Below are 17,997 nucleotides of genomic sequence, written 5' to 3'. Positions count from 1 at the left end.
GGCAGCGTGATGACGCCGGTGACGTCGGTGGTGCGGAAGTAGAACTGCGGGCGGTAGTTCGCGTAGAACGGGTTGTGACGCCCACCCTCATCCTTCGACAGGATGTACGCGGTGCCCTCGAACTGGGTGTGCGGCGTGACCGAACCCGGCTTGACGACAACCTGGCCGCGCTCGACATCTTCGCGCTTGGTGCCGCGGAGCAGGAGTCCACAGTTCTCGCCGGCCCAGGCCTCGTCGAGCTGCTTGTGGAACATCTCGATACCCGTGACCGTGGTCTTCTGCGTCGGGCGGATGCCGACGATCTCGACCTCGGAGTTGATACCCAGGGTGCCACGCTCGGCGCGGCCCGTGACGACGGTTCCACGACCGGTGATCGTGATGACGTCCTCGATCGGCATCAGGAACGGCTTGTCCTTGTCGCGGATCGGGTCGGGGACGTTGTTGTCAACGGCATCCATGAGCTCGAGAACGGTCTCGGTCCACTTCGCGTCGCCCTCGAGAGCCTTGAGGCCCGAGACACGCACGACCGGAACGTTGTCGCCATCGAAGCCCTGGCTGCTGAGCAGCTCGCGAACCTCGAGCTCGACGAGCTCAAGGATCTCTTCGTCGTCAACCATGTCGGACTTGTTCAGCGCAACCAGCAGGTACGGCACGCCGACCTGCTTGGCGAGCAGAACGTGCTCGCGGGTCTGAGCCATCGGGCCGTCGGTCGCCGCAACCACCAGGATCGCGCCATCCATCTGGGCGGCACCGGTGATCATGTTCTTGATGTAGTCCGCGTGGCCGGGGGCGTCGACGTGCGCGTAGTGGCGCTTCGGCGTCTCGTACTCGACGTGCGAGATGTTGATCGTGATGCCGCGCTGACGCTCCTCGGGTGCCGAGTCGATCGACGCGAAGTCACGCACGACGTTGACGGACGAGGGGTACTTGTCGGCAAGCACCTTCGAGATCGCCGCGGTGAGCGTGGTCTTGCCGTGGTCGACGTGACCGATGGTTCCGATGTTGACGTGCGGCTTGGTCCGCTCGAACTTGGCCTTAGCCACTTTGGGTCCTCCTCAGGACGGTTTTACGGTTGCTTATCTTACGGGATTGGATGGTTGGGTTCCGGCGCCGGGTAGCCGCTACGCGGCTGCCCGGAGACTGAGCGCATCGGCGCTCAGTCTCCCTTAGCCTTCTGGACGATCTCGTCGGCCACGTTCTTCGGGACCTCGGAGTAGCTATCGAACTTCATCGAGTAGACGGCGCGACCCGAGGTCTTCGAGCGCAGGTCACCGACGTAGCCGAACATCTCGGACAACGGGACCTTCGCTGTGACGACCTTGACGCCGGTGGCGTCCTCCATCGCCTGAATCTGCCCACGACGCGAATTCAGGTCACCGATGACGTCGCCCATGTACTCCTCGGGCGTACGGACCTCGACGGCCATGAGCGGCTCGAGCAGAACGGGGTCGGCCTTACGTGCGGCCTCTTTGTACGCCATTGATCCGGCGATCTTGAACGCCATTTCAGACGAGTCGACGTCGTGCGACGCACCGTCGGTCAGCGTCGCCTTGACGCCAACCGTCGGGTAGCCGGCGAGCACGCCGACCTGCATGGCGTCTTGGATGCCGTGGTCGATCGAGCTGATGTACTCGCGCGGCACGCGACCACCGGTGCTGGCGTTCACGAACTCGTACGACGTCTCCGGAGTGACTTCGAGCGGCTCGATCGTGATCTGCACCTTCGCGAACTGACCCGAACCACCGGTCTGCTTCTTGTGGGTGTAGTCGTACTTCTCGACCTTGCGACGCAGCGTCTCGCGATAGGCCACCTGGGGCTTACCGACGTTGGCTTCGACGTTGAACTCGCGCTTCATCCGGTCGACCAGGATGTCGAGGTGCAACTCGCCCATCCCCTTGATGATGGTCTGGCCGGTCTCTTGGTTCTGCTCGGTGCGGAAGGTCGGGTCTTCTTCGGCGAGCTTCTGGATGGCGACACCCAGCTTCTCCTGGTCGGCTTTGGTCTTCGGCTCGATTGCGACCTCGATGACGGGCTCAGGGAACGTCATCGACTCGAGGACGACCTGGTTGTTCGGGTCAGAGAGGGTGTCACCGGTTGTGGTGTCCTTCAGGCCGATGACTGCGTAGATGTGACCGGCGGTGACGCCATCGACCGGGTTCTCTTTGTTGGCGTGCATCTGGAAGATCTTTCCGATGCGCTCCTTCTTGCCCTTGGTCGAGTTGATGACCTGCGCGCCGGACTCGAGCTTGCCCGAGTAGACGCGGATGTAGGTCAAGCGCCCGAAGAACGGGTGGGTCATGATCTTGAACGCGAGTGCCGCAAAGGGCTCGTTCGAGTCGGCGTGCCGCTCGATGATCTTCTCTTCGTCGCGCACGTCGTGACCCTCAACGGCCGGCATGTCGATCGGCGACGGGAGGTAGTCGACGACGGCGTCCAGCATCGGCTGCACGCCGCGGTTCTTGAACGCCGAACCGCAGAGCACCGGGTAGAGCGAGCTCGAGATGGTCAGCTTGCGAATCGCAGCCTTGATCTCGGCGACGCTGAAATCGGTGTCGCCTTCGAGGAAGCGCTCAAGGAGCGTGTCGTCGGCTTCGGCGACGGTCTCGATGAGGATCGCCCGGTACTCGTTGGCCTTCTCGACGAGGTCGGCGGGAATCTCTTCGATGGCGTACTTCGCGCCCAACTCGACGTCACCCTTCGAGTCACCGCGCCAGGTCAGCGCGCGCATCTCGACCAGGTCGACGACACCCTCGAAGCTGTTCTCGAAACCGATCGGCAGCTGGATGACGAGCGGCTTGGCTCCGAGGCGCTTGATGATCGTGTCGACCGTGTAGTAGAAGTCGGCGCCGAGCTTGTCCATCTTGTTGACGAAACAGATGCGCGGCACGTCGTACTTGTCGGCCTGACGCCACACCGTCTCGGACTGGGGCTCGACGCCCTCCTTGCCGTCGAACACCGCGACCGCACCGTCGAGGACGCGGAGGTTGCGCTCCACCTCGACGGTGAAGTCGACGTGCCCGGGGGTGTCGATGATGTTGAGCTGGATGCCGTTCCAGAAGCAGGTCGTCGCGGCGGACGTGATCGTGATGCCGCGCTCCTGCTCCTGCGCCATCCAGTCCATCGTCGCGGCGCCGTCGTGCACCTCGCCGATCTTGTGCGTGATGCCCGTGTAGAACAAAATGCGCTCGGTCGTCGTGGTCTTGCCAGCATCGATGTGAGCCATGATGCCGAAGTTGCGGACCTTCGTGAGGTCGGTGAGCACGTCCTGTGCCACGGGGTATTCCTTACTGTTGATTCGGAGTTGTTCGCTGGTGACCCGGGCCCCGAGACGGGGCCCGGCGCTGGCGTCGCAGCGAAGGTCAGAAATGACCTTCGCCTATTGCTCCAGCGCGCTGGTTACCAGCGGTAATGGGCGAAAGCTTTGTTGGCTTCAGCCATCTTGTGGGTGTCTTCGCGACGCTTCACAGCGGCGCCGAGGCCGTTGCTGGCATCGAGGATCTCGTTCTGCAGACGCTCGGTCATGGTCTTCTCGCGACGCGATTTCGCGTACGAGGTGAGCCAGCGCAGCGCGAGGGTGTTCGCGCGGTGCGGCTTAACCTCGACCGGAACCTGGTAGGTCGAGCCACCGACGCGGCGGCTCTTGACCTCGAGGGTCGGGCGCACGTTGTCGAGCGCCTTCTTGAGCAGCACAACGGCATCCTGGCCGGACTTGGTACCGACACCGTCGAGCGCGCCGTAAACGATGCGCTGGGCGAGGTCTTTCTTGCCGTCGAGCAGGATCTTGTTGACGAGCTGGCTGACAACCTGAGCGCCGTATACCGGGTCGGCAACGACGGGGCGCTTCGGGGCGGGTCCCTTACGAGGCATTACTTCGCCGCCTTCGCGCCATAGCGGCTACGAGCCTGCTTGCGGTTCTTCACGGCCTGGGTGTCCAGTGCGCCGCGGATGATCTTGTAACGAACGCCGGGGAGGTCCTTCACACGACCGCCGCGCACGAGCACCATCGAGTGCTCCTGCAGGTTGTGGCCCTCGCCGGGGATGTAGGCGGTGACCTCGGTGCCGTTGGAGAGCTTGACGCGCGCGACCTTGCGGAGGGCGGAGTTCGGCTTCTTCGGGGTGGTCGTGTACACGCGCGTGCAGACGCCGCGCTGCTGCGGGTTGGCCTTGAGGGCCGGGGCCTTGGTCTTGACGACCTTCGGCGTACGGCCCTTGCGGACCAACTGCTGAATGGTAGGCACTACGGATTGCTCCTTCGATTACTGCACGGTGACAGTGATGGATGTTCGTTCCATCGGGATCCGAACCTCGCCGGCGAGCGCCGCTGAGATTTTCGATCGGATATGCCGTGGGTCTGTTCCTGCGCGCGCACGACCGAAGTCGCGTTTGCGGGAGGGAGACGTGTGCGAAAGCACACACCCGGTCGATGATAGTCGACCGGGTGTGTGCCTGCAATGTTGCGGGGTATTACGGGGTAGGCGCCGGCGTGGCGCCCCCGGTCGGATTGGGTGTCGGCGTCCCACTGGGTGCCGGGGCACTGGTCGGCCCCCATGGGCTAATTACCGGAATCGTTAGGTCGCTGAGCACGTTCTCATGCGTGCCGGCCGACGTGCCAGGGGTGTCATCCACATTCGAGATCACGAACATGTACGCGGTGATCGTGCCCGAGGAATCGGGGCCAGGATCGCGCGAGATGTTGGTAATGACGAAGATGCGGGGGCCATTCTGCATGAGCCCGGCGTAGGCGAGAACGTCCGCCCCGGAGGCCTCTTTGCGAAACGTGATCGTGACCGGCACCGTGTAAAGGTTCGCGACCCCCGGCACCGGGGCGGGGGTCGCCGTCGGATCGGCCGGAGCGGTCGGAGCGGCAGGAGCGGCCCCGTCACTCGTCGTCGGACTGCCGTACACCTGCGCTTCGCCCGTGTGGATGTCTTTGACGATCGACGAACCGCCCGCGATTCGGGACAGGTATGCGTAAAGGAAGTCGGAGTCGACTTCGTTCGGAATGCTGAGCTTCAAGGTGTCGATCTGCGCCTCGAGCTCACTGAGGCGCCCGAAGTCGGCCTTCATTTGGCCCAGCGCGATGACCTGGGCTTGATTGTTCTGCTCAACCGAGATCCGGTCCATATCGGCGGCGCTAGCTTGTGTGAGCAAGGGCGACACGCCGAGCAGCCACCCGAGGCCGAGAACGGCAGCGATGACGAGCATGGTGGCGAGCGCCCAAATCCGGTTAGTCAATTGGTGCTCCCGTCAGGCGATGCGAATCGACCACTGAACGCGTCGGCGGTCAGTGTAAGTAGGACCGTGGTGCGGTACACGTCCAGGTCGTCTTGAAATTCTGTCGACAAGATCTTGACGTCAGAAAAGCCGTACAGGGTGTGGATGTTTTCGACAAACGGGGCTACCGACCCAAAGTCGACGGATTCGAAGACCAACTTGACTGTCGCGACGCGCGGTTGCCGAAGCGGGCCTTCGGGAACCAACGTTGGCTCCCACGGCGCAGGCGCGTCGACGGCAAGACCTGCCCACGTGACGTCGGATGGCACGTACTCGCCGATCGCCACCGCTAGCGGGTACCACTGGATCTCCGTCCCGGTGACGGTCTTCTGCGCCTGTTCGGTGAGGTTGACCAGTTGCGCGAGGCGCGTCGCCTCGGCGTACTTGGCCTGCTCCGCAAGCAAGGCAGTTGTCTGGCTATTTGCGGCGTCGAGAGCCTGCCGCGCGGTTCGTTCGTTCAGATAGGCCGCCGCGACACCCAATCCGACGACGACCATCGAAAACACCACAAGTATGACGAGCCGCCGTCGCGTGCCTCTGGCCTTCTCGCGTGCCCGCACGCTGACCGGAAGTAGCTGGACCCGTGGTTGCCCACCCACCTTGAGCTCGCCGGGTGGGGTGCGGTCGCTCATGAGTGGTCCCCGAGTGCGAGGCCGAACGCGATCGCGAACGCGTCTTGGCTGTCGGTGGGACGCATTTTGTGGGGCATCGTGACCGAGGCGAACGGGTCCGCCTGCACGACCGGTACCCGCAACAGCTCGCTGAGACTCTGTGCGAAGCCCGAAAGCCGTGCGCCACTCCCGTTCAAGAGAACGCGCTCGACGGGGACGCTGCCTTTCGTTCCGATGTAATAGTTCAGTGTGTTGCTGATGGCGGTCAGCAACTCGCCGACGACCTCGTAGATGATCTCGATTATGGGACGGTCTTCGGGGCGCGTCATGGCGACGTTCATGCCGAGCGCACGCTTCGCTTGCTCGGCGCGTTCGGGGGCCCACTCCATCCGTTGAGCGATCGCACGAGTGATGTCATCACCCCCGCTGGGGAGGATGCGCACGAACTGAGGCACGCCATCTCGGACGACGACAACATTCGTGGTGTTTGCCCCAACGCCGACCAGCAATTCGCTGCCCTTCGCCGTGCGAACTGGCGCGAGCGCGCGGGAGATCGCGAACGGCACGAAGTCGACGTGCACGGGTCGAAGTCCAGCCTGAACGGCAGCCTCGACGTTCGCGTTGACGGCATCCTCGATCGCGGCGACCAGCAGACCGCTCACCTGCTTCCCGCTCGCGGTCTGCTCAGTCGAGACCGGGAAGAAGTCGAGGAGAACCTCGGCTACGGGAACGGGAAGTTGATCTTGGACGAGAAATGGGAGCGACTCGCGGATCTGGGAGAGGCCACCGTACGGCACCGACAGCTCGCGGGCGAAAACCCGTGGACCGCCCATTCCGAGCACGATGTTCTTCGATGAAAACCCTCCCGTCGCCCAGAGCCGGCGGAGCGCCGTTGCGACGGTCGCGACTTCGATCACTTCGCCGCGACGCACAGACGATTCGGGCAACGGCACTTCGGCCTGCCGCACGAGTACCGGCTTGCCGCTGGCAAAGCCCGACACCTCGACGGCGCGCGCGGAGTACCCGCCGATATCGACGCCAACGATTGTTGCTGCCATTGTGTTTCAGCCCCCCGGCTCGTTGTTGTTCTTCGCGTTTCTACCGCAGCCCGAACAGGCTGAGGTACATCTGGGCGATCGGCGCGCCGATCAGGATTCCGAGCCATCCGCCGGCGAGCATCCAGGGGCCGAACGGGATCTTCGTTCGACGGCCTCGGCCGGCCAGCAGCAATGTGACACCGAAGATGCCGCCGAGCACGAAACCGAGGATGCCGCCCACGGCGAGCGGCGCGAATCCGAGCCAGCCCAGCCAGAGCCCCAGCGCGCCGGCAAGCTTGACGTCGCCAAACCCCATTCCCCCGCGGCGCACCAGCGCCAACGCGAGGTACAGACCGCCCAATGCGAGCATCCCGATTGCTGCCGTGAGCAGCGGTGCCGGATTCCCGGTGAGAATCGCGATCGCGCCGAAAGCCACCGCGCCGACGACGTACGTCGGCAGCACGAGCACATTGGGCAGTCGTCCGGTGTCGAGATCGATGAGCGCCAGGGCGAGGCTCACGGCGGCCAGGTAGAGGAACGCGACAACCTGAACGACACCGGCTGCCGTCACCGCAGCCGAGGTGGTGACGTCGACGAGCGGCACGAACCGCAGAGCGACGATCGCGAAGAATACCGCGCTGCCGAATTCGACGATCGGGTACCGGGCCGAAATCGGCGCGGCACAATCACGGCACTTTCCGCGCAGCAGCAACCAGGAAACCAGCGGGATGTTGTCGTACCCCCGTACCGCGTGGCCGCATTTCGGGCACGAGCTCGGCGGTGACACCACGGACAGCCCGGCCGGAACGCGATAGACAACCACATTCAGGAAGGAGCCGATGAGGCTCCCGAAGGCGCCCAGGGCGAGGGCGATCACGATCAGTTGCCCACCTGCACGTTGCGAGATGACACGACGGTGCGGTTCGCCTCCGTGCCGCTCGGCACCGTCGCGGTACCGGTGTCGAGGTTCACGCCCGGCAGACCTACGGCGATGTAGCCGATCGTCGAACCACCATTGATGCTTGCCGCCCCCGAGAATACCTGCCCACGGAACGAAGTGCTGGAGCCAATCGCCACCGCGCAAGGCGAATACATCATCACCGCAATGTTGGTGTCAAACGCGAAACCGCCGCTCACCGAGAAGGATTCATTTGCAGCACAGGTCGGCAGCGCATTGGCTGTCGCATCGGGATTGATCAGCCAGAGTCGTCGTGCGCTCGACGACGTGAAGCCAGCGCTGCCGCCGAGATCGAACTTGTTGGCAACGATCGCGAGATCGCTGCCCATTGCGAGCTTCTGGTAGTCGCCGAGCGAGAACGGCGAGCAGGCTCGAGCGTCGATCAGACCCGCTTGGCCGGCCAGCGCTGTCACTTTGGCCTGGATCGAGGTGAAGTCGCACTGCGACGAGGTCAACACCACTTCGGCGAAACCGGTCCATTGCGACGCGGTGTACCCGAAATCGACCCAGTTTGCGACTACAGGGCGGGTCGGCGTGGCGTACGGGCTCGCCCCGGGCGTGTTCGGGTTCGTCTCCGTGACCGTCCCGGTGATCAGGTTAGAGTACGCTGGCACGTTGAGGGTCTTTGTCATCAGGTTGCCCTGCAGGTCGGTTCCCCAGTCGAGCCTTGACAGTCCGTAGATCCAGGCACTGCCGCCGATCGTCCCCTGGATGACCATGCTCGCGGCCGTCACGTTGCCGACCACCTTCGGCCCCCCCGACATCGTCAGGTCCGCGGTCGACCAGACGCTGCCGCCTATCTGCGAACCGCCCGTGATCGTCACCCCGTTGCCGACGACATTGCCGCCGATGTTGGGCCCGCCAGGAACACTCACGCGGCTGCTCGCCCAGACGTTGCCGGTGATCTTGCACCCGCTGCCCACAGTCAGTGATCCAGAATCGACAACCAGGTTGGCCGCTCCATCGGCGCCGCCGTCACAGGTGAGGTCGCCGACTTTCACCATGACGGAAGGCGTTGAGCCGTTGACCGAGATGAGCTTCCCACCGCCCCCGAAGCCTTGCGAACTGTAGGAGTAGACCGCCGGTCCACTCCCGGTGATCGTTGAGGTCGTGGTGACGGCGCCGAGAATGACCTCGATGCTGGTGGAATTGTCGGCCGTCACTCCGGAAACACCGGTCGACTTGGCGTAGCCCGTGGAAAGGATGCGCACCTGGGTGGCAACGCCCACCGGGCAGCCGCGAACCCAGACTCCCGCCGAGGGAACCCAGATCGTCACGTCATACGACGGGACCGCGTTGGTCGCGCTCTTGTACCGGTTGGAGTTGACCGAACAGGTGCCTTTGACCAGGCCCGCGCGCGCGATCGCGACTCCCGCCTCGGCCGCCGCCTGAGACTGCACGTCGGCACGAACCGAGGACGTGTAGCCCGCCGTGCTGATCACCGAACTCGCGACGAGGCTCGTCAGAAGCAGGCTGGTGGCCATCAAGCCCATGACGGCGGCGAGGGCCGCCCCTTCTTCGTCAGATCGCAGTCGACGCATCAGTCGAGTCAGTAACATTTGTCGCTCTCAGCCAGGGTGATGGTCGCGACGCCGATTGGCCGCGAAGTACTGAATTGCATGGCAACCTTCTTGTTCGCGCCGGTGACGTCGAAGGCGACCTGCATGGTGACGCCGTCGACGTCCGTGAAGATCGTAGATCCGCTGCGCGGTGTGACTCCGGTGGTCAACAGGCCCCAGGTGGCGAGAGACGTGCTCGTCGGCGCGGTGATCTTGGTACCGACGGCGCCTGTGTACGCGCGGATGCTGCCCGCCGACGCGGAGTAGTAGAAGGCTCGGCACGACCACGTGAGGGTCGACCCCGTGCCCGCGACCCGGGCGACGAGTAGCTGGTCGGATCCCGACGCAGTGAGGAGGTACCCCGACGCGTTACGCAACGTGCTATCGACGTTGTTTGCCGCGGACTGCGCCGAACTGGTCGAGGCGGAGACGCCGGTAACGGTTTGTTGCACGTTGAGAGTGCTGATGAATATCGCGGCGACCAACGAACCGACCAGCGAGAACAGCAGTGTTGCGACCAACAGTTCGACGAGAGTGAATCCACGATCGTCGTCAGGGTCGATCGTGGCGTGGAGCCGGCGGCGCAACTCGAGAGGCACGTTCATGGCAGAAACACCAAGGTCGAACCGGTGGCGAGCGTCGTCCCGGTGTCGTTGCGGATCGCCGTCGACGTCACCGACACGGTGCCTGCGCCGGTCGGGCAACCGCCCACGACTGTGGTCATCTGGATCACAACACCGCGAGGGTCGGTCAACGACTGCACGCCGCCGAGTGAGGTCGCCGCGCTGCAGGTGTTTGCCGCCGACGCTTTCTGCATCTGCGTGTTGACCAACTGGGTCGCGGTAGCGAGCGTCGCCGTAGCTGCCGACTGCTTGAGACCGGTAACCAGCAAGGGGAGGAACGCGATGGCCAAGAGCGCCAGCATGAACATCGAGACAACGATCTCGATCAGCCCGAAACCGTCGTCGTCGCGAAGTCGCTCGATGATGGTCATGTCTTCCCCCTCTCTGGCTTCGTTGGGCGATGCGGTGCTACGTGCACACGGTGGTCGAGATGGTCCCGGAACCGGTCACGTAGAACGATGTCGTGGTCGCCGAAACGGCTTTGAGACAGAAGACGGTCGTCGAAGTAGCCGAAACGATCGAGAGGGTTACACCCGATGATGCGGAGTAGCCGTAATTGGTCAGGTTCGATGCCGTCGTTGTCACACCGCCGTTGTTGGCGGTGGAGTACGCGATCATCGCGATCTTCGCGTTGGCGAGGTCTGACTTCGCTGCGCCATCTTTGGCTAGGTTCTGCTGGCCCAGGAAGACCGGGATCGCGATCGCGGCGAGGATACCGATGATCAGTACCACCACGAGTAGCTCGATGAGCGTGAACCCTTCGTCGCGCAATTCGCGCAGGCGCTGGTTTTTCATGAGTTGTACTTTCTGGTCGGGTGCGGAGGAACGGGGTGCCGGTGTCCCAGGACTCCGGCACCCCGTTCAGTGATCGCTCAGGATCAAGTGCAGGCGACGGTCGTGACTGCGCCCGAAGCGGTCGTGTAGAACGACGTACCGGACGCGGAGATCGCCTTGAGGCAGAAGACGCCGGTAGAAGCGGCCGAGACGATCGTCAGCGTGACACCCGATGATGCGGTGTAGCCGTAGTTCGCCAGGTTCGCCACGACGGTGGTGGTGGTGCCGTTGTTGGCGGTGGCGTACGAGACCATGGCGATCTTCGCGTTGCCGAGGTCGGACTGCGCGGCCGCATCCTTGGCCTGGTTCTGCTGGCCGAGGAACACCGGAATCGCGATTGCGGCAAGGATGCCGATGATCAGAACGACGACGAGCAGCTCGATGAGCGTGAAGCCCTTATCACTGGAGAGCTCGTCGCGCTTGGCGACTAGCTTGGTGCGAAATGCAGTGTTCATGTGTTTTCCATCCTGTGTGTGTGGGTAATCACTGACAGGCGGCCCCCCAAGTGCTAGCCCCCCGATTCACATCTTGGCGATGTGACCCGATTCGCCGTAATCCCACGAATGGGGGCAAATCGGTATTTTCGTGGCCCCAATTGCGGGGCCACGAGGATTTAGTGGACGTGCTGGAAAATCGTGAAGATCGGCATGTAAAGCGCGACGATCATGGCGCCGATGATGATGCCGATGACCGCGATCATGAGCGGTTCGATAAGTGAGGTGAGCTGCTCGGTCGTGGTTTGCACCTCTTCCTCGTAGAACTCACCGATCTTGTTGAGCATCGTCTCGAGCGAACCCGCGTCTTCACCAACCGAGATCATCTGCACCACCATCGACGGAAACACCGGCTCTTCCGACAGTGGTCCGGAGATCGATCGCCCCGACCGCACCGAGTCCTGCACCTTGCGCAGCGCCCGCTCGATCACGTAGTTGCCGGAGGTTTCTCCCACGATCGCGAGGGTCTGAAGAATCGGAACCCCGGCGTGCGTCATCGTGGCGAAGTTGCGCGAGAAGCGCGCAATCGCCACCTTGCGGAACAGGTTGCCGAACACCGGCAGTTTGAGCCGCAACGGGTCGACCTTCGCTCTGACGTTCTCGTCGTACTTGTGGCGGCTCCACCACCACGCGAAAACGATGATGCTCACGATCAGAAGCGGGGCGATCCAGAGCATGTTCTCGGAGATCACGACCAGAATCTGGGTCGGCAAGGGCAACTCGCTTCCCAGGTCGGAGAACATCTTCTTGAAGATGGGCACGATGAAGACGAGCATGCCGACGACCGAGACCAGCGCCAGGATGAGCACCACAACCGGGTAGGTGAGAGCTGACTTGATGGTTTGGCGCAACTTCACGTCGGCCTCGAAAGTCGTCGCGATGGATTCGAGGGAGCCCTCGAGGAACCCGCCGGTCTCGCCCGCACGAACAAGGTGCATCATGATCGGCGGGAAGATGCGTCCGTAGCGCGCCAAAGCCTCCGAGAGCGACGAACCCGCTTCCACCTGGTGCCGCACGAGTTCGAGGGTCTTCGCAAGCTTCTTGTTCTCGGTCTGCTCGGAGAGAATCGTGAGCGACTTCAGGAGCGAGAGCCCGGCGGCGACCATCGTGGCCAACTGACGGCTCATCACCGCGAGGTCCTTCAGCGTCACCTTCTTTTCGAGCGCGCCGAACGAGATCTCCATCTGAAGACCGCCGCCGCCCACTGACTGAGTAATTTCGACCGGGGTGAGTCCAAGGGTGCGCATCCGTCCGACGACGGCTGCCTCGCTGGGAGCGTCGAGCTTGCCCTTGACCAGCTTGCCTTCGGTGTCGCGCCCCTTGTAGGCGTAGGTGAGGGTGTTACTCATGATCAGCCCTTCTGCCCGAAGCCGGTGTCGAAGGCGACGCCGGCCGGATCGTGGTCGCCCGTCCGGTGGACGAGACGCTTGAACTCTTCGTGGTCATGAACCTTCTCCATCGCGGCACCGTGAGTGACCTGGCCGCTGTTGACGAGATCGGCGAGGTGCTGGTCCATCGTGTGCATCCCGAGCGCCCGCCCCGACTGGAGGGCGGAGCGGATCTGGTACGTCTTGCCTTCGCGAATCAGGTTGGCGACGGCTGGCGTGGTGAGGAGCACTTCGGTCGCAACGGCTCGGCCTTGCCCGGATGCCCGCTTCACAAGGGTCTGGCAGACCACCCCCTGAAGGGTCGCGGCCAGTTGGCTGCGCACCTGCGCCTGCTGATGCGGGGGGAAGACATCGATCATGCGGTCGATCGTCTGGCCGGCATCCTGGGTGTGCAGCGTCGCGAACACGAGGTGGCCGGTTTCCGCCGCGGTCAACGCGACGGAGATCGTCTCGAGGTCGCGCAGCTCGCCGATCAGGATGACGTCGGGGTCTTGCCGAAGCACATGTTTGAGCGCGTTGGCGAAACTCTGGGTATCCGAACCCACCTCGCGTTGGTTGATCAGGGAACGCTTGTTGACGTGCATGAACTCGATCGGATCCTCGACCGTCACGATGTGGTCGGCCCGCGATGCGTTCACCCGGTCGACGAGCGCCGCGAGGGTCGTCGACTTTCCGGATCCGGTCGGCCCGGTGACGAGCACCAGTCCACGCGGGAGGTTCGCAAACCCCGCAACGACCTCGGGGATTCCGAGCGCCTCAAGCGGCTTGATCTCGGTCGGGATCAGACGGAACGCCCCGCCGATCGCGCCGCGCTGGAGATAGAAGTTGACCCGGAAGCGGGCCTCTTCAGAAAGAGTGAAGGCGAAGTCGAGCTCAAGGTTCTCGTCGAAGTGCGCCTGCTGCTCATCCGTCAACAGGCTGTACAGGGCTGCCGCGACTCGCTCCCGATCCCAATTGTCGACGCCCGGAAGCGGGCGCAGCGACCCATCAATGCGGATCATGGGCGGGGCATCGACGGACACGTGAAGGTCGGACGCTCGGGAGGTGATGACGGTCTCGAGCGCATTCAGCAGCTCGGCGTCTACCCGCGTGCGTGCGGCAACCGTGAAGTCGTCGGGCACGAATCGGGGTCCTGATGTGTTGTCAACCCGACCCGGCTGCGGCGGGGCGGCGTGCCCGCCTGACGGCACCGGCTGAGCGGGCACAATCGTGAACTCGGGAATCGGGATGACCATGGGCCCCGAAGCGGACCGGAAGTCGGGAAGCGGTGCGGCGGGTGCCGGCGTGTAACCCGGCAGTGACTCTGCATACGAAGGGGCGGGCGTGAAACCCGGCAGCGACTCCGCATACGACAGAGCCGGGTCCGGATAAGAAGGTGCCGGGGCCGACGCCGCAGCGTCGACAAGCGCGACCGCGGGGGGCGGCAATTGCGAATAGTCGACGGTCGTCGACCCCGGCGGCAAAGGCGGCTGCACTCCTCGCGGGGGCAGCATCGCCCCGGCAGCCCCGGGCACCCCGAGCGGCGGTGCCGCCGGATCGGTGACCGGAATTTCATAAATGGGTTTGTTCACGTCGTGTACCCCTTCCATGCGTGAACTTCCTCTCGGTCGTAGCTCAGGCGACGACACGCAAAATCTCTTCGATCGATGTCCAGCCGAGAATCGCTTTCGCCCAGCCGTCTTGACGCAACGTCGCCATGCCTTGGGCAATTGCGACGCGCCCGATCTCGGCGCTCGAGGCTCGTGCAACAGCGAGTCGCTCGATGTCCTCACTGACCGGCATGACCTCGTGCAGGGCAATCCGCCCGCGGTAGCCGGTGTTGGAGCACGCGACGCAGCCGACGGGCTTGAACAGGGTCGGCAGCACGCCGCCGTCCGTTGTGAACCGCAGAGCCTGCAGATCGTCGAGCGTTGGCTGGTAGGCCCCTTTGCATTTGTCGCAGAGGCGACGCGCGAGACGCTGGGCCACGATGCAGTCAAGTGCCGAGCCCACCAGGAAGGGCTCGATGTTCATCTCGATCAGCCGGGTAATCGCGCTCGGCGCGTCGTTGGTGTGCAGCGTCGAGAGCACCAAGTGACCGGTCAGTGAGGCCTCGATCGCGATCTGTGCGGTCTCGTGGTCCCGGATCTCACCGAGGAGGACGACATCCGGGTCGGAACGCAGGATGCTACGCAGCGCGCTCGCGAACGTCAGTCCCGCCTTCGGGTTGACCTGCACCTGGTTGATGCCGGCGATCCGATACTCGACCGGGTCCTCGACGGTAATGACGTTGATCTCGGGACGGGCGACCTCGTGCAGCGTCGTGTAGAGAGTCGTCGACTTTCCCGAACCGGTCGGACCGGTGACCAGGATCATCCCGTACGGCTTCATGTACGAGTTGCGGTACACGGCGGCGTTGCGTTCGAGCAGCTTGAGCTGCTCCATCCCGAGACCGGTCATCGCGTTGTCGAGAATTCGCATGACGACTTTCTCGCCGAAGACTGTCGGGAGGGTCGCGACGCGCAGGTCGATCTGCTTGCCGGCGTGGATGACCGACATGCGGCCGTCTTGCGGCTTGCGGCGTTCGGCGATGTCGATGTCGGCCATGATCTTCAGCCGGGAAATAACGCCGTTCTGGATGTTCTTGGGGGCGCGCTGCATTTCGTGCAACACCCCGTCGATGCGGTACCGGACGTGCATGTCGTGCTCGTTCGGTTCGATGTGGATGTCGGAGGCGTGGTCGGAAATTGCTTGGCTGATCAGCAGGTTGACGAATCGCACGATCGGCGCGTCGTCTTGGTTCGCCTCGGAAGCGACCGGTACCAGATCGCCCCCGGAGAAACCCTTCTCTTCAACGATCGCCGTGGTGAGTTCGCTGAGCTCGCCGTCGGACCGCACGAAGCGCGCGATCGCGGCCAACAGATCGGCACGTTCGGCGACAACCGGGCGCACCTGCAGGCGCACGGCGGCGCGCACGTCGTCGAGCGCGAGAACGTCGCGCGGATCCGCCATCGCGAGCAACAGCCGGTCGCCGTCGCGGCCGATCGGCAGCACCTCGTACCGGCGCAGCAACTGAATCGGCACGAGCGTGACCGCGGAGCGATCGACCGGGTATTCGGTGAGATCGACGAACGGCAGACCGAGTTGCGCGGCGCGTGCGGACGCGACCTGGCTCTCGGTGACCACACCAACTTGCACGAGCTCACGAACGCGCAACTCATCCTGCGACACGTCGGCCGTGACCAGGTCCATGGTCTGGATCGGTACCAGCCCGCGGATGATGAGTATCTCGGAAAGGGAGGCCATCTCACCTCCCCCGAGGCGGCGGCGCACTCCGGTCCCCCCGAATCGAATGTGCACAGAGGGGCTGTGGATGTCTCCCCCCGTGAGTTCGAGGTTAGGAGGAGGGGTGCCTTCCTGACAGTCCCACATTGGGGGGACGCCGCAGAGCCGCCCAGGTCGCGACGACGGCGACTGCGGCGAGCAGCGCGCCGGCGATCACGAACGGGCTGGACGCCTGCTCGACAAACAGGGGGAAGGAGGTCACGAGGGCAACCGCGGCAATCAGGAGGTAGACGAGGGCGCCCGCGGCGAGAGCTCCGACCCACGGACGGCGGGCTCGCGCCGTGACGGCGACGGCGAGCCAGACCACGATCGCCGCGAGGGTGATTGCGACCACCCCGGCGTAGAGCGGAAGCGGGGTCTGCACCGGATCGCGATCAAGAAGCACCGCCAACAGTCCGGCGACAGCGAACGTCGCGGCGGCCCAGGTCACCGCGACGAACATCGCGATCAGGAGGCTACGCCTGAGCGGGGGCCGCTCCATCGGATGCCTTCTTTCCGGAAGCCCTCTCGGCCTGCTCGGTGTCGAACTCGTCGCGTGCTGCCTTGTTGCGGGCCTTGACCTTCGTGCCGCGCGCGGCGATCAGGAAGCCAACCCAGATCGACACCTCGCGCGCGACCAGCGCGGCGGCAACCGTGAACGGTTGGGTGGCCAGGGTGGCGAACGTGGCCGGGGTTCCCGCAATCCCGGTGAGGAGCAGGAGCACGCCGATGGAACCGAAGTAGACGATGATCGCAACGAGCAGGCTGCCGACGACGTGAAGCCACCATCCTGCGCGGTTGAGAAGGAGCACGACGAGCACGAAACCGATCGCGAAGAACAGGACGGGGACCCAGAATGCCGAGTCCTGGATGAACGTGCCGAACGTCGCCTGACGGAAGGTCTGGAACCATCCGGTCGCGATGATGAGTGCACCGACCGCGGCGTAGATGATCGCGAACAGCACGGTGCCAACCAACGCCAGCAGCGATCCGACGACGCGGTTGCTGTACTCCTTCGGGTGGATGGGGCCCTCGACATAGACCACCCGCTCACCAGCCAGCGGCGATTCGGACTTCTCGTCGGTGAGAGTCGCCGTCGCGGTAGCCGACTCTTCGGTGGGTGCCTCTTCGACGATGATCTCGTCGGAGTCTCCCGCCGTGGTCGCCTGGGTTTCGTCGTTCGCCTGAGCCATCTCGGCTCCTCTCGTCTGCGGCCAGCTTATGGCTCTCGCGCGGCTACCCGAAGACGAAGATGGCGAGCGCAATCAACCCCGCGATCGACACCACGCAGGCCATGCCAAAGATCGCGAAAGTTGCAGCTCCCAGGGTGCGGGTACGACGGCGCACCGACGGAAGCGCGGGCGACTCGACGCGGGTGGCGGCGGTGCCGGGAAGCAGTTCGGGCACGACCGGCGGCGCCGGGATCGCCCGCGGTTCGTAGGTCGCGACAGCACCGGGCCCGACCGCGTCGATCGCCCCGCGACCGAAGCCCGGCGCAACCGGAGGCATCGTCATCCCGCGTCGTCGGCGTCCGCTCCCGATCGCGGGAGGAAGCGCCGAGGTCACCCGGTTGCCGGGGGCCGCGACGTCGCCCGACGGTGCGTCAGGCTCGCGATGGACGGCGACAGTTCTGTCGGAATCCCGTTCGACGACGACCGTCGACTCGTCGCGCGCAACCACCACCGTGCGGTCAGCCGCGGGGTCGGGGTCAGGGTCAACGGCGGGGTCAGCCGCGGGGGCGGGTGCGCGATCCACCACAACGGTCGACTCGACCGGTGCGCGATCCACGACGATTGTCGACTCGACCGGATCGCGATCCACGACGACCGTCGACTCTTCGGGTTCGCGCGCGACCACGACCGTGCCCTCGCGGTCGTCGCCCGAAGCGGGCGGCTTTGCGTCGTCGGCTGTCATCG

General features: G+C 64.3%; 19 protein-coding genes. All 19 read right to left on the bottom strand.

Annotated features, from left to right (window positions below):
- Positions 1 to 1,043 (bottom strand): elongation factor Tu (gene tuf, locus ABIR17_RS06155; RefSeq protein WP_348003498.1); only part of this gene is annotated, 1,043 nt, incomplete at its 3' end.
- Between the two features lie 113 nt (positions 1,044 to 1,156).
- The gene (fusA, locus tag ABIR17_RS06150) at positions 1,157 to 3,274 is read right to left on the bottom strand and encodes an elongation factor G (protein ID WP_348003497.1); all 2,118 of its coding nucleotides are present in this window, start codon (positions 3,272 to 3,274) and stop codon (positions 1,157 to 1,159) included.
- A 122-nt stretch (positions 3,275 to 3,396) separates the two neighbouring features.
- On the bottom strand, positions 3,397 to 3,867 hold the full coding sequence (rpsG, locus tag ABIR17_RS06145) for a 30S ribosomal protein S7 (protein ID WP_348003496.1): 471 nt from the start codon (positions 3,865 to 3,867) through the stop codon (positions 3,397 to 3,399).
- A complete protein-coding gene (gene rpsL, locus ABIR17_RS06140; RefSeq protein ID WP_348003495.1) occupies positions 3,867 to 4,238 on the bottom strand; it encodes a 30S ribosomal protein S12 in 372 nt (123 codons plus the stop codon). Before rpsL ends, rpsG begins: the two co-directional genes overlap by 1 nt.
- A 226-nt stretch (positions 4,239 to 4,464) precedes the next feature.
- Positions 4,465 to 5,235 (bottom strand): hypothetical protein, encoded by a 771-nt coding sequence (locus ABIR17_RS06135; protein ID WP_348003494.1) that lies wholly within the window; start codon positions 5,233 to 5,235, stop codon positions 4,465 to 4,467.
- Entirely contained in the window at positions 5,232 to 5,906 is a 675-nt protein-coding gene (locus ABIR17_RS06130) for a hypothetical protein (protein WP_348003493.1), read from the bottom strand. The genes ABIR17_RS06135 and ABIR17_RS06130 overlap by 4 nt, the downstream gene beginning before the upstream one ends.
- Positions 5,903 to 6,943, bottom strand: a complete 1,041-nt coding sequence (pilM, locus tag ABIR17_RS06125; RefSeq protein ID WP_348003492.1) for a type IV pilus assembly protein PilM — start codon at positions 6,941 to 6,943, stop codon at positions 5,903 to 5,905. Before pilM ends, ABIR17_RS06130 begins: the two co-directional genes overlap by 4 nt.
- Before the next feature lie 40 nt (positions 6,944 to 6,983).
- On the bottom strand, positions 6,984 to 7,799 hold the full coding sequence (locus tag ABIR17_RS06120) for a prepilin peptidase (RefSeq protein WP_348003491.1): 816 nt from the start codon (positions 7,797 to 7,799) through the stop codon (positions 6,984 to 6,986).
- 2 nt (positions 7,800 to 7,801) lie between these two features.
- Complete coding sequence (locus ABIR17_RS06115; protein ID WP_348003490.1) at positions 7,802 to 9,439, bottom strand: hypothetical protein; 1,638 nt, start codon at positions 9,437 to 9,439, stop codon at positions 7,802 to 7,804.
- Complete coding sequence (locus ABIR17_RS06110; protein ID WP_348003489.1) at positions 9,430 to 10,044, bottom strand: prepilin-type N-terminal cleavage/methylation domain-containing protein; 615 nt, start codon at positions 10,042 to 10,044, stop codon at positions 9,430 to 9,432. Before ABIR17_RS06110 ends, ABIR17_RS06115 begins: the two co-directional genes overlap by 10 nt.
- Entirely contained in the window at positions 10,041 to 10,433 is a 393-nt protein-coding gene (locus ABIR17_RS06105) for a hypothetical protein (RefSeq protein ID WP_348003488.1), read from the bottom strand. The genes ABIR17_RS06110 and ABIR17_RS06105 overlap by 4 nt, the downstream gene beginning before the upstream one ends.
- Positions 10,434 to 10,470: 37 nt before the next feature.
- Positions 10,471 to 10,857 carry a prepilin-type N-terminal cleavage/methylation domain-containing protein gene (locus ABIR17_RS06100; RefSeq protein ID WP_348003487.1) on the bottom strand — a complete coding sequence of 129 codons (387 nt, stop codon included), beginning with the start codon at positions 10,855 to 10,857 and terminating at the stop codon, positions 10,471 to 10,473.
- 83 nt (positions 10,858 to 10,940) lie between these two features.
- Positions 10,941 to 11,351, bottom strand: a complete 411-nt coding sequence (locus ABIR17_RS06095) for a prepilin-type N-terminal cleavage/methylation domain-containing protein (protein ID WP_348003486.1) — start codon at positions 11,349 to 11,351, stop codon at positions 10,941 to 10,943.
- 158 nt (positions 11,352 to 11,509) lie between these two features.
- On the bottom strand, positions 11,510 to 12,739 hold the full coding sequence (locus ABIR17_RS06090; protein WP_348003485.1) for a type II secretion system F family protein: 1,230 nt from the start codon (positions 12,737 to 12,739) through the stop codon (positions 11,510 to 11,512).
- A 2-nt stretch (positions 12,740 to 12,741) separates the two neighbouring features.
- Positions 12,742 to 14,349: a PilT/PilU family type 4a pilus ATPase gene (locus ABIR17_RS06085; RefSeq protein ID WP_348003484.1), complete on the bottom strand. Its 1,608-nt coding sequence runs from the start codon at positions 14,347 to 14,349 to the stop codon at positions 12,742 to 12,744.
- A 43-nt stretch (positions 14,350 to 14,392) separates the two neighbouring features.
- A complete protein-coding gene (locus ABIR17_RS06080; protein ID WP_348003483.1) occupies positions 14,393 to 16,063 on the bottom strand; it encodes an ATPase, T2SS/T4P/T4SS family in 1,671 nt (556 codons plus the stop codon).
- A 91-nt stretch (positions 16,064 to 16,154) separates the two neighbouring features.
- A complete protein-coding gene (locus tag ABIR17_RS06075; protein ID WP_348003482.1) occupies positions 16,155 to 16,583 on the bottom strand; it encodes a hypothetical protein in 429 nt (142 codons plus the stop codon).
- Positions 16,558 to 17,274, bottom strand: coding sequence for a hypothetical protein (locus ABIR17_RS06070; protein WP_348003481.1), 717 nt, complete (start codon positions 17,272 to 17,274; stop codon positions 16,558 to 16,560). The genes ABIR17_RS06075 and ABIR17_RS06070 overlap by 26 nt, the downstream gene beginning before the upstream one ends.
- A gap of 43 nt (positions 17,275 to 17,317) precedes the next feature.
- Positions 17,318 to 17,995 carry a hypothetical protein gene (locus ABIR17_RS06065; protein ID WP_348003480.1) on the bottom strand — a complete coding sequence of 226 codons (678 nt, stop codon included), beginning with the start codon at positions 17,993 to 17,995 and terminating at the stop codon, positions 17,318 to 17,320.
- Positions 17,996 to 17,997 lie beyond the last annotated feature (2 nt).

Source organism: Pseudolysinimonas sp., assembly GCF_039912695.1.
Taxonomy (GTDB): domain Bacteria; phylum Actinomycetota; class Actinomycetes; order Actinomycetales; family Microbacteriaceae; genus Pseudolysinimonas_A.
Note: the sequence above shows the minus strand (reverse complement) of the source record. Positions and strands in the feature narration are given on the sequence as shown.

Bases quoted from the DNA above. Each gene is read 5' to 3' on its own strand.
- ABIR17_RS06095 (WP_348003486.1), bottom strand. From the start codon at position 11,351: ATGAACACTGCATTTCGCACCAAGCTAGTCGCCAAGCGCGACGAGCTC.
- ABIR17_RS06130 (WP_348003493.1), bottom strand. From the start codon at position 5,906: ATGAGCGACCGCACCCCACCCGGCGAGCTCAAGGTGGGTGGGCAACCA.
- ABIR17_RS06115 (WP_348003490.1), bottom strand. From the start codon at position 9,439: ATGTTACTGACTCGACTGATGCGTCGACTGCGATCTGACGAAGAAGGG.
- ABIR17_RS06105 (WP_348003488.1), bottom strand. From the start codon at position 10,433: ATGACCATCATCGAGCGACTTCGCGACGACGACGGTTTCGGGCTGATC.
- ABIR17_RS06070 (WP_348003481.1), bottom strand. From the start codon at position 17,274: ATGGCTCAGGCGAACGACGAAACCCAGGCGACCACGGCGGGAGACTCC.
- ABIR17_RS06075 (WP_348003482.1), bottom strand. From the start codon at position 16,583: ATGGAGCGGCCCCCGCTCAGGCGTAGCCTCCTGATCGCGATGTTCGTC.
- ABIR17_RS06110 (WP_348003489.1), bottom strand. From the start codon at position 10,044: ATGAACGTGCCTCTCGAGTTGCGCCGCCGGCTCCACGCCACGATCGAC.
- pilM (WP_348003492.1), bottom strand. From the start codon at position 6,943: ATGGCAGCAACAATCGTTGGCGTCGATATCGGCGGGTACTCCGCGCGC.
- ABIR17_RS06100 (WP_348003487.1), bottom strand. From the start codon at position 10,857: ATGAAAAACCAGCGCCTGCGCGAATTGCGCGACGAAGGGTTCACGCTC.
- ABIR17_RS06090 (WP_348003485.1), bottom strand. From the start codon at position 12,739: ATGAGTAACACCCTCACCTACGCCTACAAGGGGCGCGACACCGAAGGC.
- ABIR17_RS06080 (WP_348003483.1), bottom strand. From the start codon at position 16,063: ATGGCCTCCCTTTCCGAGATACTCATCATCCGCGGGCTGGTACCGATC.
- rpsG (WP_348003496.1), bottom strand. From the start codon at position 3,867: ATGCCTCGTAAGGGACCCGCCCCGAAGCGCCCCGTCGTTGCCGACCCG.
- ABIR17_RS06065 (WP_348003480.1), bottom strand. From the start codon at position 17,995: ATGACAGCCGACGACGCAAAGCCGCCCGCTTCGGGCGACGACCGCGAG.